The following is a 21,044-nucleotide window of genomic DNA, read 5'->3' on the forward strand; positions in this document are numbered from 1 at the left end:
AGCGCGCAACGAGGTTTTCAAGTTGCAGCGTCACCATGCTTTGCGCCCCTTGGTCAGAATAAGAGCGGCAAAGAAGGGAGCGCCCACCAATGCCGTGACATTGCCAATGGGCAGGACAGCGCCGAACAAGGCCTTCGAGAGCACAGATGTGGCCGAAAGGATCAGCGCGCCAGCTAGCATTGCTCCGGGCAAGAAGAAGCGTTGATCTTCCCCTAAAAGAAGCCGTGCCACATATGGACCGACAATGCCGATGAAACCGATCGTACCGACGAAGGAAGCCGGCACGGCCGCCATGAGTAATAGTGTTATCCATATGCAGGTCAGTGTCCGCGATAATAATGTCGATCAGGCTCTTCGGGTTTTAAAGAAAAAGCTTCAAAGCGAAGACGTTTTCCGCGAAATGAAACTCAAGCAGCACTTCGAGGAGCCTTCTAAGAAGAAAGTTCGCCAACAGGCCGAAGCGATCCGCCGGGCTCGCAAAGCGGCGCGCAAGCGCTTGGAGCGTGAAGGCGTGATGTAGGTCTACCGATACACATCACTCAGAAAATTGCCCTTCGGCGTGAGTTCATCTAAAACAAATGGCTTTTTCCCGACTGGGCTCAGTAGTTGACCTGCTCGTAGCCATATTTGCCCCCGTAATCGCGCCACTCGACGAATACCGAACGGTGGCGGATGCTCGGACAATTGTCGCCCCACCTCTCCAGCCCCACATGATCTTTCGGCAAGGTTCCGATCGATGAACGCTGCCAAGAGAAGTCTCCTTGAACGCCATAAGTTCCAAGTACAACGACCGCGCTCCGCTCGCAGTCCCCCTCGCTGCCTGCCTCATATTGTCGAGCGTTCCGCACATCAAAGATTCGTATCGAGCGCACGAAGTTAAACTCCGGACCGCTGATGTCGATGTCGGCGCGTTCTCGACCAAGCGTAATAGAAAAGTCACTGCTCTTATCACCCGTTTCAACCCTTTCCGCCGGGAACACGCTCGTCGATGACAGGCGGACTTCCTGAGATGGGGCAACGGTAATCGTCTGGAGCAGCGGATGACGCGGTCTATCGAACAGGATGTCGAAGATACGGCCGCCATCTTTACCAGTGCCATTGATGTCATGGGATGCTCTCATCGGACAACGCCATATCTGCAACGGAGGCTCTACCGGCCAGGGTGTTATTCTTCGAATGAATTCAGCGCGGGCGCGTGAGCATGGCGCTGACGCGGGCCAGCCGCCCGAGAGACAAAGCAGGATCGCGCAATCGATCGGATAAGTTTGCGCCCTACTCCGCTCGACCGTTCCGAAAAAAGATGTGGAGCCAAGAGCGACAAGGACGACGAAACGAGTAAGCGCTTTGGGCATGAGTACTCTCCTACAGTTTTGGCAGGTTGACGGTCTCTCTGGATATTTTACATTCACTGCACCAATAGTATATTTTTGAAAGACCTGCTCCGATGACTATCAAGGCCTGCTAGTTTGGGTATGCTCGCCGCCACTCGAAAGCGCTTCGAGGTACTCGATCACTTTCACTGGTGTCGACGATTTTGCCTCTGCCAGCACTTCGGCATGAAGCGGCGGCTCGATAGAACCGGCAGGTACCTGCTCGTCCAGCCAGAGCACCGACAACTCAGAGGAATTCCACAGGTATACCCATCCAACCGTGCGCTCCCGATCATTTCCAAACAATCGGGCTATGGGCTCTGCTTCTTCTTTCAACAGTCTCACCACGTTCTTCATTCCAGTTTGCAACGACCGAGCAGGATTTCGATCACGTCAGCCATTTTCTGGCCCAGTGGATGGCGATCGAATCACACTGCCTGTAGTTGCACTGTCGTGAGCCGCGAATTCACGATACGAAGCGAACGCCGGCGAAATAGAACGAAACGAACAACGTTACGCCCTTGATAAAAAATGGAAAATACTTTGTTCCTCCGTTGGATGACGGAAGTGACTTTAAGGAGTTGTTCAGACGGTTGAGCGCGGCCGGAGCGGGTCGGCCTACTGACAAAGATGGGATACCCTTGGGGCCGTGGACACCCGAACTTCTTGCTACCGCAATCACTCAGATCGAAGCCAACCGGTCCGGGATCGAGCTGCGAACGGTGCAACTTTGGTACCAAGACAACGAGAAAGGAATCAGCACCGAGATCATTCGATGGTTGGCAAGGGTGTTTGGGTGTGATGATCCGAAGGCGACCAGCGAGTGGCAAACGGAACTTAGTGTGGCCCGGGCACGATTGGTAGCCAGGAGGCGAGCGCTGCGTGCGGGGTCAGACGGCCACGATGCGCATAGTCCTCCAGATACGGTTCAGAACGCGGCAATCGATGTTGATACCGTGGTTCCGTCACCGCTGGCGCACAAAGGTGAGGTTATATGGCCGAGGCGGAGATTTAGCTTGGCGAGAACATCGGAGGCCGTGTTCAACCGGGGATCCCCTTTGGATTTGTCGGCGTCAGTGTTCGCAGGGGCAGTGGCCCTTGGATTTTCCTCTTACTTTTTGGGCATTCACAGCATTGTTTTTCCGCAGGCGAATGGTGTGATTAAGCAGGTTGGGTACTTATGGGCACCGAACTGGACACTCCTCTTCATGGTGCTCATGCCGCTATACTTCGTATTCGTGCGTGACTTAGTGGTCTATTGGAGGGGTACAAGGCGGTCATTGTTAAGTCCTGAAGGTGAAGGAATCGCGAATGACGACATGTGGGTGCGAAAAGTCGCGACCTTTTCGGTGACGTATTGGGCGGCCTTTCTTGTTTGTTTACCTATAGCTACGGTTCTTCAGTGGATCGATAGGTGTTTAGGCCCATTACTGACCCGCGATACCGGCAACTACCCGGTGGAATGGGCTCGGATGGCGATTGAGCGCCCGCACATCATTTCAATACCGGAGGCGGTCGCGTTCACCGGGTTCGCCTATCTCTACATGGGTGCGGTATTTTTTCTCTTCTTTGCAGGACTCATTTTGCTCTTCACAATAGCGCACGATTCTTGGGAACTTGGACGAAAGTCTGAATCGTGGGTAGATGGAGAATATCAATGTCAGCCTAATCAAGTCGGTCTCAAAATCATGCGTGGGATTTTTCGGTGCTGTATTTTGGGACTCTTGATTGCCATATGCATGAAGCTCCAAAGCACTTTTATGCTATCAAGTGAATCGACCATAACGGCTTGGTTGGCTAACGATTTCCTGTCAGTTTTGGGAAATCATGAGAAGGCAAGCGACTGGCTCGAATACAGCATGCCGACGAACTATAGCAGCCTGCTGATCGTATTGGCGACCTGCACTGTGTTTCTCTATGGGCTTATGCGAGTCCAGGCCGTGTTGCGTCAGCAAGGAGACATTGGACGTGGCCGAAATTGGAGAGAATTGGGAATGATGTTGGCGCTCATCGCCCTTCTGGTCATCGTCTACGTGCTGATCGACGCGGTCGCCGGCTTCTCGATCTTGCTGTGCACCGGGCTGCTGTCTGCAATCTACGGCCTGATTTATCCAAGCATCGATACATGGCGGGTGACTGACCAAGGAGAAGAAGAAAGTGTATCATAGCTGGCTCGATCGTTGGGATGAGCGACGCGCAGAGCGGGGGGACGAAGTAAAGAGGCGGACAGACTTCGCTCTGGACACTGAACTTGCCTTCCCTAGCTCCGGACATCCGGCAGGTATCGAGGCCTTCTGTAATCTTGCAGACCAGGCTGTCGAGGACCCAACCTATTTCGATGAACCGGGTAACAACGACTTGGTCGTCGAACGCAAAGGAGATTGGGCCAAATTTCCTTCAGGAATTTATACTGACGTCGCAGAGAACAATCTCGTCTGGGCGAAAGTAACAGAAAGCAGATCATTCGATAAAGCTTTGGTTGTGTTTCACCATTGGAATGCAAGCGCGCGGTATCAACAGTTGGCGAACTTTTTCTCCCGGCGTGGGATCACGGTAGTCGAGATGGCACTGCCGTATCACTTCGAACGTAGCCGTCCCGGCGCCGATTATGCCGACTACATGCTAAGCCCGAATCTCGGACGGACGATGCAATCCATGAGGCAGGCAGTATGGGACGGTCGAAAGCTTATTCGTTGGCTAAGGGAGCAAGGTTTTAAAGAGATTTCTGTACTCGGAATGAGTCTGGGCTCTTGGGTTGCCGGATTGATTGCCGCCAACGACAAAACTGTTTCAAAAGCTGCGCTATTCCTGACCGCTGGAAGTCTTGCTGACATGGTGTGGACCGGGCGCGCAACTCGAACGATTTGCGAAAGCATCAAGCCCGCGATCGAACTGGACGATCTCAGAAGGGCATGGGGACCACTAAACTTGGTGAACCATGCGCATCATCTTGCGCGGGACAATCTCGAACTAAATGTGGTATTGGCCAAGCGAGACAAGGTGGTGCTGCCAGAGCTTTCTGAAAGGCTGATTCAAGGGCTGAAGGACGCCGGAGCCGGGCCTAGCATATTGGAACTGAATTGCGGCCACTATTCGCTGTCCATGCCGCCCTACATTGTGTCGGCCGGCCGAAGCGTGGCTCGCTTGTTGAAACCCGGCCCCTAAGCCGCTGACGACGGGCCTCGAACGGGTTCTCGGCTGAATTTCGCTCGTAGTCCAGTTATCGAATTCGGAACCCGCGCGACTCGGACCAAAAGGTTCGCCCCGAAGTTATTGGTGAAGCGAGCCCAAGAAGCGTCCATATTCCTCGCTGACTTCGCGCGCTTCGTCAAAGGCGCGAGCACGCTCCTCGTCGAGGCAGCGAAAATAATCCTGTATGTCGCGGAAGTAGAGCTCGAAATCATGACGGAGGATTTCCATAAATTCCGTGGCAACCTTCGGATCTCTTGGAACAAATGGCCGAGGCGGGCGTATGCATGAACCGGCAAGCGCCGGACAACCGACGAGCGACAGCAGAACGAATGTGCGCATCAAAGGTAGGATGCGCAACCGAAGGTAGCAAAAGCCGCTTAAATCCTTGAACGAGTGCATGTTACGTGCCTAAAGGTATCGGATTAACGTATACCGCGAAAATTATAATATACTATTGCGGTTATAAGTATACTATCGTAACCCTAGGCATCAAGTAGCATTGCCCGGGTGTTGCGTCTTTGGAGAAAGCGTGAGCCGGGCCATGAACTGGGACATAGAAGCACCAAATGTGGTTACGGAAGCTAGGTTCCGCGAGCTCGTGGAAAGCGGCTATAGCGCAGAAATCCTGTGCCAGGAGTCCGCACATAAGAAAGGCCCCAGCTATTACGGGGTCTGGATCATGCGCGTTGTCTCTGATGATGGGGGGGAAAAGCTCCTCGTCACCGCCCGCACGCGGACGAGCTACAACGATATCAAGATCCGCGAGTTCAAGACGATCTCCGGCGTGGTGTCTTTCTTCATTGGCCTTGGCTTTGCGCATGTCGACCTGCCCCTTGAGGCGGGTACAAGCCGTACGCATAAACTCGCCCCGCCAGACAAAGCCCCATCAGACAAGGGCGCTGGCAACTAAGTTCGTCTGTCTCTGGCTGGTCGCCGCGCCAGCCTCCGCGCAAATCGTTCTGGTCATGGAGAGCGACGGCTCTCTGACCCCATCCCAGTCTCAGAGCGGTTTTGCCCGGAACTACAATGACGGCGTTGGTCAGGGATCGGCGTCCGATGGTTTGGCCATTATTGGTGAGACGGAAGCAGCGACCAAACCTGACGCGCTGCAGCTTGCGGCACTCGCCCAGCCAGCACCCCTGCCCCGCGCAGACGTTCTCTTAGACATCGAGGCAACGGCCCTGCGCTATGCCAATCATCCTGGTTTGCGCCACGCAGAGCTCTCCGTGAGGGATTGGCTGGCTCTCTACCGGGCCAACATCGAGGTTGAGAGCGCCTACCGGCAGGATGCGATCTCAACCGCGGGCGCCATTGGTCTGGGTCAACTGATGCCAGCAACCGCGCGTGATCTCGACGTCAATCCGGAGGACCCGATGCAGAACCTCGACGGTTCCGCCCGCTACCTCGCGATGATGCTCGAGACGTTCGGCGATCCGCGCCTGGCGCTGGCCGCTTACAACGCCGGACCCGACGCCGTGCGCCAATATGGCGGCATTCCCCCCTACCGAGAAACCCAGAACCACGTGGCCCGCGTCATGGCTGTCGTGGCCCGATTGGAAGGATCAAATTCATGATGTCCCAACCTTTTTGGAAATCATTCCTCAAGTCACTTATCGGCAATGTCACGAGAGCGCGCAGCGCGGCAATGCATTGGCGATACCGGATTTTCCAAACAAGTTGGATTTCAAACCTCTTTGTCGCCTCACTGGCGCTCTTCCTGCTCATTGCCGAGCCCGCCCTCGCGCAAAGCATCGATCTCTCCCCGATCCAAAGCTTGTTGCAGGGCATTGTCGATGCTCTAACTGGCCCGCTCGGCGTCGTGATCGCCACACTCGCGGTCCTTGGCGTTTTCTTGAGCTGGTTCTTCAATATCATCGATCTGCGTCAGGCGCTCTGGGTCCTCGTCGGGATCGCTGGTGTTGCGGCCGCCCCCACCATCGTCGCCGCGGTTTTCGCCGGTGGCTGAGCGCTCGCCTCTCTTTCTGGGCCTCGTGCGCCCGCCGAAGCTTCTGGGCCTGCCCATCATGTACGCGATGGTCTGGCTTTTCGGCTCGGTGCTCTTGTTCGTCTGGGTCCAGCACATTGCGGTGCTGGGCGTGGCCGCCCTGCTCTACCCGGTTCTCTGGAAGGCCGCGGACTGGGATCCGCGTTTCATCGACGTGATGATGACGGCGCTGCAAGAGACGCCGCCCACGCGGAACCGCTCCATCCACGGCGGGGACAGCTATGCCCCGTGAAGCCGCGCTTGATCTCCGCGCGATGACGCCGGACTGGTACGCGCACGAGACCCGCCTCGCGCATATGCTGCCATATGTGAGCCTCGTCGATGACCAGACCGTGCGGACCCGGGTCAACGAGCTTTTCCAGTGCATCCGGCTCGACGGGGTCAATAGCTACACGACCGATGACGCCTATCTCGACAAGGTGACCGCGCTCTTTGCCCGGATCATTGCGCAATTGGGGCCGGAGTTCAGCTATTACGTCCATAAGGTCTCGAAGGCGATCACGCCGGACCTCGAGCCGCTGCGCGAGGACAGTTTCGCGGGAGAAGTCGACCGGCTCTGGCGCAAGAATCTAGAGACCAGCGGGCTGCGCGACAAGACGCTCACCCTTACGATCATCCATCGCCCGCCTCCAAAAAGCGTCCTGCCATTCCTGAACCGCAGCGCGCCGGATCGCCTCAAGGAAGCGACCGAGAAGCGCCTTCGCCGATTGGACGAGGCCGTGAACGTATTCCTGTCTGGCCTGACAGAGCTTAACCCACGTGTGCTTTCGGCCAAGTCCGGCGAGTTGATCGGCTTCCTGGGGGCCCTCAACACTGGCCAGGAACTGCCGCTCTATCCGGCGAACACCTATGGCTTCCTGTCCTTCAACGTCGCCAACACGCGAGTGACGTTTCAAGGCGATCACTTCGAGCTCTCCGAAGGCGTCGTGGGACACCGCTACGGCAAGAGTTTCACCATCGGGGAATACTCGGAAGGCACCTCCTGCACCATGTTCGACATGCTGAACCTGCCGGTCGACATGATCGTAACGCATTCCTTCACACCGATTAATTCGAACCTCATGGCTGGTCGGATTAAGCGGCAAAAGCGCCAGATGCAGGCCAGCCAAGATGCGGCGCTCTCGCTGATGGAAGCACTCGACATCGCCGCAGATGATCTCGAGGCCAAACGCCAGAGCTTTGGTGAGCACCACATGGTGGTGACGATCTTTTGCGATACGCTAGACGGGTTGCAGACCCTCAGCGCAGAGATCGTCAACGCCGCCGCCGCTGAAGGCGTGAAAATGATCGGCGAGCGCGTCGCGGCCAAAGCCCATTACCTCAGCCAGCATCCCGGCAATCAGCCCAAGCGCGTGCGCGCCAGTGCGATCACCAACCGTAATTTCGCCGACTTCGCGGCGTTTCATCGGACCCAGCTCGGCAAGCCTGCTCAGAAAACACCCTGGGGCAAGGTCATCACCTATCTGCCCACGCCCGAGCAGAGCGCATACCGGTTTTCCTATCACGAGCAAGGCAGCCCCGACAAAGAACCCACCAGCGGGCATACGCTGATCATGGGACGACCCGGGTCAGGCAAATCGGTCCTCTCGGCCTTCCTCATGACGCAAGCCCGTCGAGCAGGGGCGCGGATCTTCGTCTTCGATTACCGCCTCGGTATGGAGATGGCGGTCCGCGCCAATGGCGGGCGTTATGCATCGCTCAAAGCCGGCCAACCCACGGGCCTTAACCCGCTCTGGACCGAGACCGATGCGCGCGGCACCGCCTGGCTCTCGGATTGGCTCGCCACCCTGCTCTACCGTGCCGACAAGCCGCTGACGCCTGCGCAGACCAACCGCATCCAGGAAGTCGTCCGCCAGAACGCGCAGGCCACAAACCCCGCCCTGCGAAACTGGCGGGATTTTGCATCACTTTTTGTCTCCACCGACGATGGCGGCGATTTGCACCAGCGCCTGCTCGAGTGGACCGAAGAGGGCCGCTTCGGCTGGATATTCGGACAGACGCTGGAAGACACGTTTTCGCTCGAGGGCGATGTCGTCGGTTTCGACCTCACTGGCATCCTCGACAGCGAAGCCGAGAAGGAACGCATGGCCGTCCTCTCCTATCTCTTCCGCCGGGTTGAGCGCGAGATCGAGGATCGGCGCCCCACCATCATCGTGATCGACGAGGCCTGGAAGGCGCTCGATAACGCGTATTTCGCCGAGCGGCTGTCGAACTGGCTGGTGACCGCGCGCAAGCAGAACACTGTCGCGGTGATGATGACGCAATACGCCAGCCAGCTCGAGCGCACCCGGACCGGCAAGACCATCATCGAAGCCGTGCCCACGCAGATCCTGCTTCCGAACATCCGCGCCCATGCCGCCGATTACGCGATGCTGAACCTCTATGAGAAGGAGCTGGACGTCCTTCTCAATACCGGCAGCGACAGCCGTCTCGCCCTCATCCGAGACGACCAGGGCTCCATCGTCGTCGATGCCGATCTGAGCGCGCTTGGGCCCAATCTCACCATCCTTGGCGGCATGGAAAAAGGCGAGGCGCTTGTCGGTGCTGACTACCGTGACCGCTCCGATTTCTGGAGACTCTCATGACACGCATCTTGTTGCTTCTCGCCGCGCTCGGCGCGCTGGCCTCCTGCGCCCAGTATCAGGAACCGCAGGCCAATTGCTTTACCTTCCTGGCCTCAACGGCCCCCGTCGCGCCGGATTGCACTTTCACGCCCCTCGGCGCGCCGGAGGGTGAAGTTGAAGTCTAGGCTGCCCCATAGACCGCCTTGTCGGGCTCATTGACGACATGGAAGAGCTCAAGCAAAGCGTCGATCTCAACACGCGCGTGACAGCTGAATTGGCCATCGCTCTCGTGGCGATGTGGCAGCTGGAAGCGATTCAAACGGTGGGCGATGGCACCGGCGGCGTGATCGATGCCGCCACCATCGCCGAAGAGCAGCGCTTCATGGATTTCACGCTACCGGACCTCCGGGCAGACTGATCGTGGGGGCATGAATGGTGGCGACTGAACAAGAAATCATCGAGGAAGAACTGGTCTATGGTGCCTTACGCCGCGAACGGCTCTGGCAACGCCTTGGCCTGATGGGCCTTGTCTTCGGTATCATCGGCTGTCTGAGTGCCGCGGCTGTCTCGATCCTCGATGTCGACCCGCCCCCCGTCGTTGTTCCCTATGATCCCGCCACCGGCTTTGCACTCCCCGAGGCCTCGGTGGGCGCTTCCTCGGTGACCGCCAACCAGGCGATCATCGAGGCGGAGGTCTTCCGCTATGTGACCGACCGGGAGGTCTATAACCAGCTCGACAACGATCTGCGCATCCGCAGCGTTCTGCGCCGCTCGGACGGGGCCGCCGAGAGCGGGTTGCGCCAGATCTGGAACAGCGCCAACGAGAATTACCCGCCGACCGTCTATGGCCCCAACGCCAGGCTCGACGTGGAAATCCTCAGCATCAACCGGATCGGATCCAACCGCGCCACCGTGCGCTTGCGCAAGCGGCTGACCTCCATCAACGGCACCCAGACCGGGCTCTTCACCGCCACGCTTCTCTTCGAGTTCCGCCCCGAAACCCGTCGCTCCATCGATGAGGTCTGGACCAATCCCTTCGGCTTCACCGTCCTCGAATATTCCATCCGCTCCGACAGATTGGAGAACTGACGTTGTTGTTTATAAGATCGCTTATTTCTGTCATTGCCCTGTTGCCCGGCCTCGCCTCTGCCGAAGCCATCCCGCGTGGCGGTCCCAACGACAGCCGGGTGCGCTTGGCCACCTACCAGGAGGGTCAGGTCTACCGTCTCAGCGTGTCGCTCACCCATGTGACCACCATCGAGTTCGGCGAGGGCGAAAGCATCCGCTCGATCATCGCGGGCGACACCGAGGGCTTCGAGATCGACGGCGTCCCGGGCGGTCAGGCCTTCGCGATCAAGCCTGTGGCGCGCGGGGTGCATACCAATGTGACAGTCTATACGAACCGCCGGAGCTACTACTTCAACGTCCAGGAGGTCCGCAGCCCAACCTTCTACGTGGTGCAGTTCCGCTATCCGGAGGACGCTGCGCGCCCGACCCGGGCCATCGCCGCCCAAGCGCCGAACTACAATTACGGTGCCAGCGCGCGGACCGAGTTCACGCCAACGCGCATCTGGGATGACGGGACGTTCACGTATTTCGCGTTTCCGCGGAACGCACCTGTGCCAGCGATCTTCCGCTACGCGGGCGGCCGTGAACGCACGGTCAACACGCAAACCCCTGAGGACGACCGGATGAAGGGGCTCCGGGGAACGAACCAGGACATCTACGACTCGCTCGTCTTAGGAACAACGATTACGAAGTCCATCGATGGCGATTCAAAGAGCTACTCATTCCAATACATCGACTGGGAAAAGCCTGAGAACAACGTCTTCCACGTGACTGCCGAATATTCGGTGGAAAGGACCGCATCCAGCCAGACCAAGCGTTGCGACATTGTCGCTTTCGTGAATGGCATTCCGATTCTGGTGATCGAGAACAAGCGACCGACTGAAAGCCTTAAGAAAGCGGACAGCCAGCTGATTGGCTACCAGAACGAAGACAACATCCCACAACTCTTCCACTTCGCCCAGCTGCTAGTCTCTATGAACCGCAACAGCGCGCGCTACGCGACGGTCGGGACCAAGTCTAAATTCTGGGCCGAATGGCATGATGAAGAAGACACCGACGAGGCCATCGCGCCCCTCGCCAACCGCGTCCTTGTGGCGGCGGAAAAGACCTCGATATTCTCGGGCGACTTCGCAGGCGCGCGAGCCTACTTCGACGCGATGGCCGCCGAGGGCGAGCGCGCGGTCACAGCCCAGGACCGAACGATCTACTCCCTGTGCCGCCCCGAGCGGCTGCTTGATCTCATCCATCGTTTCACCGTGTTCGATGGCGGTGTCCGCAAAATTGCGCGCCACCAGCAGTTTTTCGGAATCCGCCGCGCGGTCGAGACGGTCAAGCAGCACGATATCAGTGGCGCGCGCAAGGGTGGCGTGATCTGGCACACCCAAGGTTCAGGCAAGTCGCTGACAATGGTCATGCTGGGTAGATCGCTCGCCCTCGAACGCAGCATCGAGAACCCGCGGATCATCATCGTCACGGACCGCGACGATCTCGACAAGCAGATCAGGGACACCTTTAAGTCCTGCGATCTGGAGCCAGTCCGTGCGACGAGCGGGGCTCACCTACTGGAGCTTGTCCAGAACAAGGCTCCGCTGGTCACCACGATCATCAACAAGTTCGACACTGCGCTGAAGCATAGCAAATTGGCGGACGACGATCCGAACATCTTCGTGCTGGTCGACGAGAGCCACAGGACGCAGACAGGGCGCTACGGCGGCCACAGCCAGTTCGCCGCCAAGATGCGACGCCTCCTGCCAAAGGCCTGCTATCTCGGATTCACCGGAACGCCTCTCCTCAAGAAGGAGAAGAACACGCTCTCTACCTTTGGGCGGCTGATCCACCGATACGCCATCGACGAGGCTGTAGCTGACGGCGCAGTCGTGCCGTTGCTTTACGAAGGGCGGCTTGTCGAACAGCAGGTTTCGGGAGCCGTGATCGACCGCTGGTTCGACAAGATTAGCGAGGGACTGACCGAAAATCAGAAGCGCGATCTGAAGCGTAAGTTCTCTCGGATGGACGCTCTGGCCAAGACCGACCAAGCCATTCGGGCCAAGGCGTTCGACATCTCCGAGCACTATCGCCAGCACTGGCAGGGAACCGGGTTCAAGGCTCAACTCGTTGCGCCATCGAAGGCGGCGGCGGTTCGCTTCAAGGAGATTCTCGACGAGATCGGCCACGTCTCGAGTGCCATTGTTGTCTCCCCGCCGGACGAGAACGAGGGCAACGAGGAGGTCGATCAGGAATCGAAGGATCTCGTGCGGAAATTTTGGTCGAAAATGATGGCGCAGTACAAGACCGAGGACGAGTACAACCGCCAGATTATCGATGCCTTCAAGGGCTCCGGCGATCCGGAGATCCTGATCGTCGTCTCAAAGCTCCTCACCGGCTTCGATGCACCTCGGAACACGGTGCTTTACGTCTGCAAGTCTTTGAAGGAGCACAACCTCCTGCAAGCAATTGCGCGCGTGAACAGGCTGTATGAGGACGGCGGCACAGAGAAGCAGTTCGGCTTCATCGTCGACTATGAGGGGCTGCTGGGCGAGCTGGACAGTGCGCTGACGACATACAGCGCCTTCGAAGGCTACGAGGCGGCCGACCTCGCCGGAACGGTTCATGACGTCCGCGAGGAAATCCGCAAGCTGCCCCAGCTGCACGACCAGCTCTGGGACCTTTTCAAGCCTGTCCGGAACAAGAAGGACATGGAGCAGTTCGAACAGCACCTCGCCGATGAGGCGCTGCGGCACGAGTTCTACGCGCGCCTCAAAGCCTTCAGAGGTGACACGCGAACTGGTCGAGGCATGGTACCGCGATCGGGCTCACATCAAGTTTCCGGAACGGATCGAACTCTGTCTCGGTCTGTTCCCGGATCCGGAGGCATTCCGGCCGAAGGGGTTCATCGTGCGTCAGACCCGGCAGCGATGGGGGTCCATGTCGCCGGCGGGACGTTTGCTACTCAATCGTCGTCTGGTTCAGGCCCCGGTCGATGCAATTGATTACGTGATCACTCACGAACTCTGCCACGTGGCCGAGCCTCATCACGGAGCAAAGTTCTTCGAACTTCTCTACAAAGTGATGCCCGATTGGGAGCGACGGAAGCAGCGGCTTGAGCGAGCCATGGCCTGAAAATTATCGACCCCAGCCGCAGCCAGATCGGAAAAACTCTGCTTGTGAAGCCGTTGGCCGTACGGGTGCGCTTCGGACGTCCAGTTTCGTGGTCAGGCTCAAGTCCATTCGATGCCGCATCGAGCTTCCGCAATCGGCTGACGACAAAAATTCACTCTCGTCAACTTATCGAGCAACCAGCTTTTGACCACTGTCCTCTCGCAACATCGCTTCCATGTCGTCCAGGCCATCGAAGGCGGAGCGCATTTGCGTCTCACCCACAGCGCTCGCCGCCTCTGCATCCGTGACTTGGCCCCCGAAATCCATCTCCATCTGCCGCTGTTCCTCTGCGACGACAGCTTGAACTACAGGTGCTGACTTCTTTGTGGCGACATCGGTTTGCCCTGACGACTGGCCATCAGCAGCCTGGCGTCCGGCCACCACATCGGCTTCAGATCCACGGGGCCCGTTCGGTGGCGGCGTCATTGGCATAGCACGCATACTCAGTGGCAGTGTACCCTGTGATCCTCCTCCCCCCGGCTCTGGAAACGGCAACTCACCCGTCTGTGCCGCGTGGATTGCCTTGAACAGGCGGTCGTCGAAATACCGGATCCGCTTCGCCCGGACAGGCATCTGGGCATCGATCACCATGACGATCTCGTCGAGTGGCAGGCGGCGCGCCTCATCTTCGGGGAGCAAGGAGCTTTCTTCGGTCCGTGTGGATTGGCTACGGCCCTCGAATGGGTTCTTTCCGATGGACTGGGAGCGCGTGACGACGGTCTTCGTGGTCTTGCCAACCGCCTTGCTCAGCTCCTCGACGGTCTTCTCATCCGAAGGCGTCAGGTACAGTTTCACGCCCGCGTTGCCCTGAAGAGCGCGGCGTGTGTTCTCGCCATAGATTTCATCTAGGGCGGGGATGGTTTGGGTGACCACGGCCAGATGGCCGCGATAGGTGCGCAGGGTCTCGATGCTCTCGACCACGATCGGCATTTTGCCCAAGCGATTGAACTCGTCGAGCATGATCATCACGGGCCAGGGCTCGTCCGGCCCGGGGTCCTTTTCCTGCATGGCGGAAAGCAGATCTGAAAAGAAGAGCCGGATCAGCGGCGCGAGGGGTTTGACCATTAGCGGCTGGACCACGAGATAAACCGAAAACGGCTTCTTGCGGATCATGCGGAAATCAAAGTCCGACACCGCCGTCGCCTCATCAATCGCCGGGTTCTGCCATTGATCGAGCCCCGAGGTCATTAGAAGCGACACGTAGGAGGTCAGCGTATCGTTGTTGGTCGAGGCGAGCCGCGTGAAGATCAGCTTGGCGGCCCTGTTCTCCACCTCATGGCCGCGCGCGAAATACTCCTTCTGCTTGTTCCCGCCCGAGGCGGCGATGCGGTAGATCTCGCCCAAGGTCGGGCGCTTGCGCTGGAAGGCCAAGAGCCCTGCCGCCACGAAGAGATCGATCCCGCCTTTCAGAAGCCCCTGCACCCGGTCGTTGTCGCTCTGCAGGAAAAGCGTCGCCAGAAGCTGCAATTCCATCTGTTGGCGCGCGGGGTCTTTCAGCTCGAAGATGCGCAGGAGCGGGTTGTAGCGATGCGTGCGCTTGCCCTCCCAATCGGTGGGGGCAAAGCGATAGACCTTGTCGCCCTGGGCGGCTCGGTGCCGGGCCGTGGCCTCGAAACACTCGCCTTTTACGTCTAGCGTCACGGCGGAGCCTTGCCAGGTCAGCAGGTTCGGAATGACAAAGCCCGTGGTCTTGCCGCGACCCGTCGGCGCCACGATCAGCGCATGCGGGAAGACTTTCGAGCAGATGTATTTGGCGCGGGACTTTGGAGCGCCGAGTTTGCCGAGGATAAACCCGGTGCCGGGCGCCCCGAAGAAGCCATTGGCCTTCATCTCGCGGGAGGTCTGCCAATGCGTCTGGCCAAAGCGTGTGAGGGCCGATCCCGAAAGAGCGAGGCTCAGCATCATGCCAGCGGCGGCAAAGCTGCCGACGATTAGGTGGATGAGCTGGGCATCTCCGGGGCGGCGATCGCGGATCGCCATGTAGTTCTGCGCGATATAGGCAAAGTCGATCTCGGCCCCGAAGCCGAGATCCTGATACGTCAGCACGGCCGAGGCGATGGTGTAGCCCATGGCGCCGGTCACAAGCGTCACCAGCAAAACGCCGGTCGCGATCCGCACCTTTCCCATGGACGCGCTCAATGGACCTGTCCCCGCTCAGTTTCGCCATCCACGTCTGTCGCGCGGTGTTTTTCGTATTCGGCATCGGCGAGTTCATCGACCACCTGGCGCAAGGCGTCCGTGTTGGCCGTCGCGGCATCGGATTGCAGGTAGACCTTGGCGACATAGAGCCGGTCGAGACGGTCCTCGAGAACCTGTTCCAGCGCATCGGCATCGCCGGATGTGAGCCGGTCGAGTTGACGACCGTCCAGCACCCGCGCGATCTCCTCGCGGAAAGCGTCCCGCTCCACCTCGGTCTCGAAGGGCGCGGACAACTCCCCCGCCCGCTCATGGTCCAGGACACGCGCAATCTCGTCTGCAAGACGGTCGGTACGGTCAGACTCCGGCGCAGTTTCATCTCGGGCCGCTAGACGTTCGTCACGCGTGCCAACCCCAAGCCCCTCGCGCAATTCGGTTTCGCGGCGGACCTGATTGATGGCCTCCGTGTCCCGTATCTCCACAACGGCGGCATAGGTCGCGCCGAGCCCACGGGCAAGATGGGTCGGTATGTCCGGATAGCGCGCGCGCAAGTCATCCGTGACAGCATCTGCAACGGGCGTGCGGACGTCGCGTGCCTCCATGATCCGGTCGACTTCGCGGGTGATCGCACTGGCGCGGGCTACATCGGTGATGGTCTCCCTGTAGGGCTCAGACCGGTCGATCACATCGGTTGGGCGTGCGAGCAGCTCCGGGTGCGCCTCGAGATACGCGCGCTGCTCCGTCTCGATTCGGCGCTCCGCCCTTGAGACAACCTCCCACTCCCGGTCCTCGATCTGCTGCGCGGACAGGCCGTCTGCGCGCATCTCCTGACGGATTGTCCCTTCCATCGCCCGCACTGCGTCCTCCTGATAGTGGAACCGCTCGCTGACCGGTTCCGCTTCCAGAACACCATCCCGGCGCAGCACGTTCTCCCGTTCCAGCAGCGTGCCGAGTTCGACGTGCACATCGTTGAGAATGTCGCGCGCCTGTTCCAGATCGGCGCGGCGTTCGAGGTTCAGATCGCGCGCCTCGGCCACCTTGGAGAGATCATCAGCGATCCATTGATGCTCGAGCGCTGCATTGGTAGCCCCGGTCTCGATCCGGGCGACCACTTCCGATGTGCTGATCCCGGTGCCCCGCAGAGCAGCATCGATCCGCGACCGCAGGCGCGGCTCTGTGAGGCGTTCGAGCTGGCTCTCTTGGATGTTTGCCTCTGAATAGACCCCGCCCTCCGAGGGGGTCTCTGACAGCGCGGATGATCGCAAACCGAGAGGCTGCATGTGCTGGACCTGCGTCTGGATCTCGATGAGACGCTTTTCCAGCGCGGGACGTTCAGTATCGGACTTCTCGGCGATCATGCCCTGCACCCGCGCCAGCTTCTCGGCATAGAGGCTTCTCAGATCCTCGAAGCTTTCATCCTCGGCCATATACACATCTCCTGTTCGGTCCACCTGCCCGCCGCGCGCCAGCACCTCGCCCGCGCGGAAGAGGGCTGCAGCAATATCCTCGCGGGCCTCCCGTGAGGCCTCCGCGGCAAGCGAGTGGTAGACAGTTCTGGTGTTGGCGATCTCCGCCAGCGTCCGCGTCAGGTCGGCCCCCACGCGTTCGCGCTCGCGGGGTGCGCGGCCCTCTTCTTTCGCCGCATAGACCTCGCTTGTGCGGGCCGGGTAATGTACAACCCCGCGATCCACCCGGCGCGTGGCCTCGAGGCGCACGCCATACTTTTCCGCCTCCTCGACCATGGCGAGGCGGAAGTCGCCATAGTTGAAGCGATGGTTCCGCCCCAGGAAAAAGAACTCGCCTTCCTGCGAGCGGCGGTTCAGCACCAGATGCGCATGGGGATGATCGCGGTCCTCATGCACCGCGATGATGTAATCGAAATGCCCCGCGTCCGTCTGGAAGAACCGCTCGGCCACGTCCGTCGCGATGTCGCGCACGTCCTCGCCGCGGGTGCCGATGGGAAAGGACATGAGCATATGGGTGGTCTGCCCAAGCTTAGGCTTGAAGCCCGCATCCCACCGCTTGGCAAAGCGCTCGGTGAGGTCCTTGATGTCCTTCGCTTCGAGCTTCGTCTTGCCATCAAGGAACCCGCTACTGTCCACAATATGGGTGGACTTGGTGGTGAGGTAATCGAGCTGGTTCATCAGCTGCGATTTGGTATGCGTGCCCCCGCCCCGGATCGCCTTGAATACGGCTGGCCGATGCCCTGCCGCCGCGCGCACAAGCTGGCTCTGCTTGGCGACATGCAGCCCCTGCTTCGAGCCCCGGATCCGGCTCCAGCCATCCCGGAAGACCTCGCCCGTGACAGCGTCAACAGCATCATTCAGCCGCATGGGCAAACTCCCGCAAGGCGGCCGTGGCCTCGAGCTCCATCGCATCCCGACGGCGGCGCAAGAGCAGGTCAATATCGTCAGCGGAATCCAGAATGAACCGCGCCAGCCCACGCATCTGCGCAAGGCGCAATTCGGAGAACTCGGCACTCGTGCCCCCCACGGCCCCCTGCCCCATCCGGTTGGCCCGCGTCATCTGCTTGGCGATCTGCGCGACCCCATTGCCGACCTCGTGCAGAGAGGCCCTGTAGCGCGCCATCTCTGCTGCCATCTGCGCGTCCGGAACGAACACCCCGCCTGCCGCCTGGATGAGCCGCCGCAGCCCCTCGGCCCGGCTCTCGATCCCCGCCTTCGCCAACACCGCGTCGAGCGCCTTAAGCTCCGCAGCCGTAACCTTCACACTGACCGCTGAAACCGGGATCGCGGCATCCATCTGACGCTCGGCATCGGCTTTGAGCGTGTACTGGATCGCCCGCCGCGACACGCCGTACCGCTCCGCCAGGGCCGATGTGGTCACACCTTCCGCAGCCTCGCGAACGATCTCCATGCGGTCCGCATCGGTGAGACGTTTTGAGCGCGACATGCGAAGAAAGACCCCCTATTTCCTGCCACCTTCCACCAAGGCTGCCCCTACCATACGATAATATATCGATCTGTCAATTATATACTTACGTTGCATTCAGGCTCAGGCAGCCTTGGTGTCCGCTTCACGCCGCGTCCCGCGGGGACGCGGCTCTGCCGCCCTCACCACCGGGCGCCCCACCTGTCCAATGGGTCCCCTTCCCCAGCACCGCCCGAGGGTCTGGCCGAACACGCACGTGTTCGGACGGAACCGCGGGCGGGCGCAAACCTCACCGACAGGGCGGACAGGCAGGGTCAAGGAGGGCCAGATTTGGGTCCCCAAATCTCTGCCGCAAAAACCGGGAGGCCTTGGCCGACAGGTTTTTGTGGATGGCCCCCTTGAGGCTGACTGGCCGGTCTGTCGCGGCCTGATCCTTCCGGTCGGCGATCATCCTTTGATCGCGCAGCGACCGGAAGCACTGCGAGGTCGCTGGCGGCTATCACCGCAGCCAGTGGCGGCATCCCTGGAACGGGGACACGGCCGCCCGAGGGCGGCCCATCCTCGTGAGAGGATTCAGTCCTGGGGATCCTTCGCGCTCGGCGGGAACATCACCAGCTCCGAGACCGCGACCGGGAAGTCGAGCTTGAGGCTGAAGAACTCCGAGCCGTCCCCGTTGCGGGTGTTGCTGAACATGGCACCCACGCGCTGAAATCGGGTGCGCTCCTGGCCATCGGTATCGGTGAACTTGACGGGAACGGTGGCGACGTAGTGGTTGGTCATTTGGGTTACTCCTTGTTGCGATGGGGATCACCCGGCACGGGGGCAAGAGGCCCGGTCGCAAGCGCAAATGCGGAGGGTCCGCGGCCCCGCCGTGGAAGCCGTATTTGTGCTTGCCGAAGCGTCAGCGGAGGGCACGATTGGGTCGACACCGAGCGATCCACATCTATGAGCAAAAAGGAGTGATCCGGATGATCCTTGCCATCACGCCGACGCCACCATCCGCGACCGCGTCCCGCCAAGCCTGGCCGGGGAGCTAACGGAGCCCGCCCGCGTGGGTGCGATGTTCCGCGACACCACCCGAGGGTCGAGCAGGGCTTCAGCCTCAAGTGCGACGTCTCGACCCCTCGCGTCTAGCGCTGCTGACGATGTGCTAGGTGCGCACCATCCCGCTGCCCGAACCGATGCGGATGGGCCGCACTCTGGCGGGCTGGGTAGAGGGATGACGATGCTGGACGCCCCGAGTTGCAGATCAAGTGTGACCGATCGCACGCACCATGAGACATAACGAAAGGGCCGCGCCAAGCGCGACCCTCTCTCTTCATTCCTGCGCGGTCTAGGCAGCACGTATCCTGAGATAGCAGAGCTTACCAGAGACCGTGGCTTCGATACCTGTGCCGGCGAATTCGTCGGCCTTGACGGAAGGACGATCCGAAAAACCGTTGCAAACGCGCTCGCCTCGAACACTCAGGTGGCCCTAAATCCTGCTTCGTTAACACTGTCGCAGTTGGCAGCAGCCGCGAAGTCAGCCCAAACCAACAAAAAAGTAAATCGGGGGAAGTGATGCCGACTGTAACCCGCCGAACATTCCGGAGCTCTCCGCATCGCGACGCCTTGGCTACATGGGCCGCAATCAGCGCCTTGCTCACCCGGACAAATACCGGAGCACAGCAAGAACTCGGCAGTGTCGCTGGCATTGCCAGTAGCATCATCGCGGACAAAGCCTGCGAAAACTCGCCTATCATTGTCAGCTGTGAGGGACCGCAGACACGCATTTACTGTCTATTCGATGACGATGCGATCGATGGGTCGGATGCGAACGAAGACGTTCTCGGGTTTGACCCGTTAAAAGGTGATTGGTCGATTTCGCTGCCCTGTGAGCCCGATGACCTCGGTTGGGTTCAATCGGCTTTGAAACAGAAGAGTGAGCGCATCACGGCCCGCGACAAAAACGAAACCAAGAAACAAGACAGCTCGCACGCTTCGCAAGGTGCCGAGCTCGAAATTGACCTCGAAGGGTTGCTGAAGCCATGACATCGGTCATCACATATTCCCGCACCCAGTCTGTCACCTATGTGGCTGATAACATCCTCAAGAGCCTCAAAGACATTATTCGTCTGAGTGGCATGGACCCAGCGAATTTCGTGAACGACACGGAAATCAACATGCGCGGCATTAAGGCATGGTTGGAGAGCGAAGACCTCGAGAAGATCACACTGGAGATATACGATCCGGCATCCAATGATTTGATCCTGCGTTGGGACATTGACGTGGCCTACAGTTGGTCTGCTGGAGATGGAAACTTCTGGACGGACACCGATCAACTCCGTTGGGCAATTCGCAAAGCGGGAGTGGCACCGGCAAGCGCCAAGTATGACCTCCTTCTACGTACAAAGCCTGGACGACCTGATGTCCCTGGTTGGTACCGAACCACTGCCCGCTCTACGGACGGTATGGTTCGTCAAAGCCTTGGCTCCACCATCGAACACAATGGTCTGGGAGCGACGGCATCGTATTGGAGGCAGGCATCATGATTTCACTCCCGGACGCATTTAAGAAGTTCAAGAGCCGCATGGAGTTGAACGTATGCGGTGCGCCGCTCCCACACTTACAGCTTAGCGCTTGATCTGCGATTCAGAGGCTTCTTTGTTTTGTGGGGAG

Annotated in this window: 21 protein-coding genes and 3 pseudogenes; 16 read left to right on the forward strand and 8 right to left on the reverse strand. The window is 59.5% G+C overall.

The features are described 5' to 3' along the window. Positions 1 to 30 precede the first annotated feature (30 nt). Positions 31 to 294, reverse strand: a complete 264-nt coding sequence (locus ACGYLQ_RS18005; protein WP_249777990.1) for an iron chelate uptake ABC transporter family permease subunit — start codon at positions 292 to 294, stop codon at positions 31 to 33. Positions 295 to 313: 19 nt separating this feature from the next. Here ACGYLQ_RS18005 and rpsU point away from each other — a divergent pair, with 19 nt between their 5' ends. Continuing rightward, on the forward strand, positions 314 to 520 hold the full coding sequence (gene rpsU, locus ACGYLQ_RS18010; protein ID WP_185805296.1) for a 30S ribosomal protein S21: 207 nt from the start codon (positions 314 to 316) through the stop codon (positions 518 to 520). A gap of 79 nt (positions 521 to 599) precedes the next feature. On the opposite strand, the gene ACGYLQ_RS18015 is transcribed toward rpsU, so the two are convergent. Both ACGYLQ_RS18015 and ACGYLQ_RS18020 read right to left on the reverse strand, forming a co-directional pair. Continuing rightward, entirely contained in the window at positions 600 to 1,352 is a 753-nt protein-coding gene (locus tag ACGYLQ_RS18015; protein WP_394444207.1) for a hypothetical protein, read from the reverse strand. 99 nt (positions 1,353 to 1,451) lie between these two features. After that, positions 1,452 to 1,727 (reverse strand): hypothetical protein, encoded by a 276-nt coding sequence (locus tag ACGYLQ_RS18020; RefSeq protein WP_394444208.1) that lies wholly within the window; start codon positions 1,725 to 1,727, stop codon positions 1,452 to 1,454. 224 nt (positions 1,728 to 1,951) lie between these two features. Between ACGYLQ_RS18020 and ACGYLQ_RS18025 the strand changes: the two genes are divergently transcribed. Both ACGYLQ_RS18025 and ACGYLQ_RS18030 read left to right on the forward strand, forming a co-directional pair. Continuing rightward, positions 1,952 to 3,538 carry an RcgA family putative transporter gene (locus tag ACGYLQ_RS18025; RefSeq protein ID WP_394444210.1) on the forward strand — a complete coding sequence of 529 codons (1,587 nt, stop codon included), beginning with the start codon at positions 1,952 to 1,954 and terminating at the stop codon, positions 3,536 to 3,538. Then, the gene (locus ACGYLQ_RS18030) at positions 3,528 to 4,535 is read left to right on the forward strand and encodes a S9 family peptidase (protein WP_276154203.1); all 1,008 of its coding nucleotides are present in this window, start codon (positions 3,528 to 3,530) and stop codon (positions 4,533 to 4,535) included. The genes ACGYLQ_RS18025 and ACGYLQ_RS18030 overlap by 11 nt, the downstream gene beginning before the upstream one ends. Before the next feature lie 105 nt (positions 4,536 to 4,640). On the opposite strand, the gene ACGYLQ_RS18035 is transcribed toward ACGYLQ_RS18030, so the two are convergent. Next, complete coding sequence (locus ACGYLQ_RS18035; RefSeq protein WP_394444211.1) at positions 4,641 to 4,961, reverse strand: hypothetical protein; 321 nt, start codon at positions 4,959 to 4,961, stop codon at positions 4,641 to 4,643. Between the two features lie 142 nt (positions 4,962 to 5,103). On the opposite strand from ACGYLQ_RS18035, the gene ACGYLQ_RS18040 reads away from it, so the two are divergent. The 11 genes and pseudogenes from ACGYLQ_RS18040 (at position 5,104) to ACGYLQ_RS18090 (ending at position 13,319) form a co-directional block, all read left to right on the forward strand. Next, positions 5,104 to 5,472 (forward strand): hypothetical protein, encoded by a 369-nt coding sequence (locus tag ACGYLQ_RS18040; RefSeq protein ID WP_276154202.1) that lies wholly within the window; start codon positions 5,104 to 5,106, stop codon positions 5,470 to 5,472. A 43-nt stretch (positions 5,473 to 5,515) separates the two neighbouring features. Next, a complete protein-coding gene (locus ACGYLQ_RS18045; RefSeq protein WP_276154208.1) occupies positions 5,516 to 6,136 on the forward strand; it encodes a lytic transglycosylase domain-containing protein in 621 nt (206 codons plus the stop codon). Between the two features lie 71 nt (positions 6,137 to 6,207). Then, on the forward strand, positions 6,208 to 6,528 hold the full coding sequence (locus tag ACGYLQ_RS18050; protein ID WP_276154207.1) for a TrbC/VirB2 family protein: 321 nt from the start codon (positions 6,208 to 6,210) through the stop codon (positions 6,526 to 6,528). After that, positions 6,521 to 6,799, forward strand: coding sequence for a type IV secretion system protein VirB3 (locus ACGYLQ_RS18055; RefSeq protein ID WP_008327373.1), 279 nt, complete (start codon positions 6,521 to 6,523; stop codon positions 6,797 to 6,799). Before ACGYLQ_RS18050 ends, ACGYLQ_RS18055 begins: the two co-directional genes overlap by 8 nt. Beyond that, on the forward strand, positions 6,789 to 9,152 hold the full coding sequence (locus ACGYLQ_RS18060) for a type IV secretion system protein B4 (protein ID WP_394444213.1): 2,364 nt from the start codon (positions 6,789 to 6,791) through the stop codon (positions 9,150 to 9,152). The genes ACGYLQ_RS18055 and ACGYLQ_RS18060 overlap by 11 nt, the downstream gene beginning before the upstream one ends. Further along, a complete protein-coding gene (locus tag ACGYLQ_RS18065; protein ID WP_394444214.1) occupies positions 9,149 to 9,316 on the forward strand; it encodes a hypothetical protein in 168 nt (55 codons plus the stop codon). The genes ACGYLQ_RS18060 and ACGYLQ_RS18065 overlap by 4 nt, the downstream gene beginning before the upstream one ends. Before the next feature lie 8 nt (positions 9,317 to 9,324). Then, positions 9,325 to 9,549, forward strand: a pseudogene (locus tag ACGYLQ_RS18070) (conjugal transfer protein TraF); the annotation flags it as partial. Between the two features lie 14 nt (positions 9,550 to 9,563). Next, positions 9,564 to 10,220, forward strand: a complete 657-nt coding sequence (locus tag ACGYLQ_RS18075; protein ID WP_036783978.1) for a virB8 family protein — start codon at positions 9,564 to 9,566, stop codon at positions 10,218 to 10,220. Positions 10,221 to 10,222: 2 nt separating this feature from the next. Beyond that, positions 10,223 to 10,816: pseudogene (locus tag ACGYLQ_RS18080) on the forward strand (TrbG/VirB9 family P-type conjugative transfer protein); the annotation flags it as partial. A gap of 6 nt (positions 10,817 to 10,822) precedes the next feature. After that, positions 10,823 to 12,754 (forward strand): annotated as a pseudogene (locus ACGYLQ_RS18085) (type I restriction endonuclease subunit R); the annotation flags it as partial. Positions 12,755 to 12,923: 169 nt separating this feature from the next. Further along, positions 12,924 to 13,319 (forward strand): M48 family metallopeptidase, encoded by a 396-nt coding sequence (locus ACGYLQ_RS18090; protein ID WP_394444215.1) that lies wholly within the window; start codon positions 12,924 to 12,926, stop codon positions 13,317 to 13,319. Positions 13,320 to 13,484: 165 nt separating this feature from the next. Here ACGYLQ_RS18090 and ACGYLQ_RS18095 read toward each other — a convergent pair whose 3' ends face one another. The 4 genes from ACGYLQ_RS18095 to ACGYLQ_RS18110 form a co-directional block, all read right to left on the reverse strand. After that, positions 13,485 to 15,485, reverse strand: coding sequence for a type IV secretory system conjugative DNA transfer family protein (locus ACGYLQ_RS18095; RefSeq protein WP_322330042.1), 2,001 nt, complete (start codon positions 15,483 to 15,485; stop codon positions 13,485 to 13,487). An 8-nt stretch (positions 15,486 to 15,493) separates the two neighbouring features. Then, entirely contained in the window at positions 15,494 to 17,827 is a 2,334-nt protein-coding gene (locus tag ACGYLQ_RS18100) for a relaxase/mobilization nuclease domain-containing protein (RefSeq protein ID WP_394444217.1), read from the reverse strand. After that, positions 17,814 to 18,407 carry a helix-turn-helix domain-containing protein gene (locus ACGYLQ_RS18105; RefSeq protein ID WP_322330040.1) on the reverse strand — a complete coding sequence of 198 codons (594 nt, stop codon included), beginning with the start codon at positions 18,405 to 18,407 and terminating at the stop codon, positions 17,814 to 17,816. Before ACGYLQ_RS18105 ends, ACGYLQ_RS18100 begins: the two co-directional genes overlap by 14 nt. 552 nt (positions 18,408 to 18,959) lie before the next feature. Further along, on the reverse strand, positions 18,960 to 19,166 hold the full coding sequence (locus ACGYLQ_RS18110; protein WP_322330039.1) for a hypothetical protein: 207 nt from the start codon (positions 19,164 to 19,166) through the stop codon (positions 18,960 to 18,962). 780 nt (positions 19,167 to 19,946) lie between these two features. Here ACGYLQ_RS18110 and ACGYLQ_RS18115 point away from each other — a divergent pair. Together ACGYLQ_RS18115 and ACGYLQ_RS18120 are read left to right on the forward strand one after the other, a co-directional pair. Next, entirely contained in the window at positions 19,947 to 20,417 is a 471-nt protein-coding gene (locus ACGYLQ_RS18115; protein ID WP_322330034.1) for a hypothetical protein, read from the forward strand. Next, on the forward strand, positions 20,414 to 20,917 hold the full coding sequence (locus tag ACGYLQ_RS18120; RefSeq protein WP_322330033.1) for an HORMA domain containing protein: 504 nt from the start codon (positions 20,414 to 20,416) through the stop codon (positions 20,915 to 20,917). Before ACGYLQ_RS18115 ends, ACGYLQ_RS18120 begins: the two co-directional genes overlap by 4 nt. The last annotated feature ends 127 nt before the right edge of the window (positions 20,918 to 21,044 follow it).

The organism is Sulfitobacter sp. 1A12779, assembly GCF_043557315.1.
Lineage (GTDB): Bacteria > Pseudomonadota > Alphaproteobacteria > Rhodobacterales > Rhodobacteraceae > Sulfitobacter > Sulfitobacter faviae.

Excerpts from the sequence above, each read along its gene's own strand:
- ACGYLQ_RS18005 (WP_249777990.1), bottom strand. The coding sequence starts at position 294 with ATGGCGGCCGTGCCGGCTTCCTTCGTCGGTACGATCGGTTTCATCGGC.
- rpsU (WP_185805296.1), top strand. The coding sequence starts at position 314 with ATGCAGGTCAGTGTCCGCGATAATAATGTCGATCAGGCTCTTCGGGTT.
- ACGYLQ_RS18015 (WP_394444207.1), bottom strand. The coding sequence starts at position 1,352 with ATGCCCAAAGCGCTTACTCGTTTCGTCGTCCTTGTCGCTCTTGGCTCC.
- ACGYLQ_RS18020 (WP_394444208.1), bottom strand. The coding sequence starts at position 1,727 with ATGAAGAACGTGGTGAGACTGTTGAAAGAAGAAGCAGAGCCCATAGCC.
- ACGYLQ_RS18035 (WP_394444211.1), bottom strand. The coding sequence starts at position 4,961 with ATGCACTCGTTCAAGGATTTAAGCGGCTTTTGCTACCTTCGGTTGCGC.
- ACGYLQ_RS18040 (WP_276154202.1), top strand. The coding sequence starts at position 5,104 with ATGAACTGGGACATAGAAGCACCAAATGTGGTTACGGAAGCTAGGTTC.
- ACGYLQ_RS18050 (WP_276154207.1), top strand. The coding sequence starts at position 6,208 with ATGCATTGGCGATACCGGATTTTCCAAACAAGTTGGATTTCAAACCTC.
- ACGYLQ_RS18060 (WP_394444213.1), top strand. The coding sequence starts at position 6,789 with ATGCCCCGTGAAGCCGCGCTTGATCTCCGCGCGATGACGCCGGACTGG.
- ACGYLQ_RS18065 (WP_394444214.1), top strand. The coding sequence starts at position 9,149 with ATGACACGCATCTTGTTGCTTCTCGCCGCGCTCGGCGCGCTGGCCTCC.
- ACGYLQ_RS18075 (WP_036783978.1), top strand. The coding sequence starts at position 9,564 with ATGGTGGCGACTGAACAAGAAATCATCGAGGAAGAACTGGTCTATGGT.
- ACGYLQ_RS18090 (WP_394444215.1), top strand. The coding sequence starts at position 12,924 with ATGAGGCGCTGCGGCACGAGTTCTACGCGCGCCTCAAAGCCTTCAGAG.
- ACGYLQ_RS18095 (WP_322330042.1), bottom strand. The coding sequence starts at position 15,485 with ATGGGAAAGGTGCGGATCGCGACCGGCGTTTTGCTGGTGACGCTTGTG.
- ACGYLQ_RS18100 (WP_394444217.1), bottom strand. The coding sequence starts at position 17,827 with ATGCGGCTGAATGATGCTGTTGACGCTGTCACGGGCGAGGTCTTCCGG.
- ACGYLQ_RS18105 (WP_322330040.1), bottom strand. The coding sequence starts at position 18,407 with ATGTCGCGCTCAAAACGTCTCACCGATGCGGACCGCATGGAGATCGTT.
- ACGYLQ_RS18110 (WP_322330039.1), bottom strand. The coding sequence starts at position 19,166 with ATGACCAACCACTACGTCGCCACCGTTCCCGTCAAGTTCACCGATACC.
- ACGYLQ_RS18115 (WP_322330034.1), top strand. The coding sequence starts at position 19,947 with ATGCCGACTGTAACCCGCCGAACATTCCGGAGCTCTCCGCATCGCGAC.
- ACGYLQ_RS18120 (WP_322330033.1), top strand. The coding sequence starts at position 20,414 with ATGACATCGGTCATCACATATTCCCGCACCCAGTCTGTCACCTATGTG.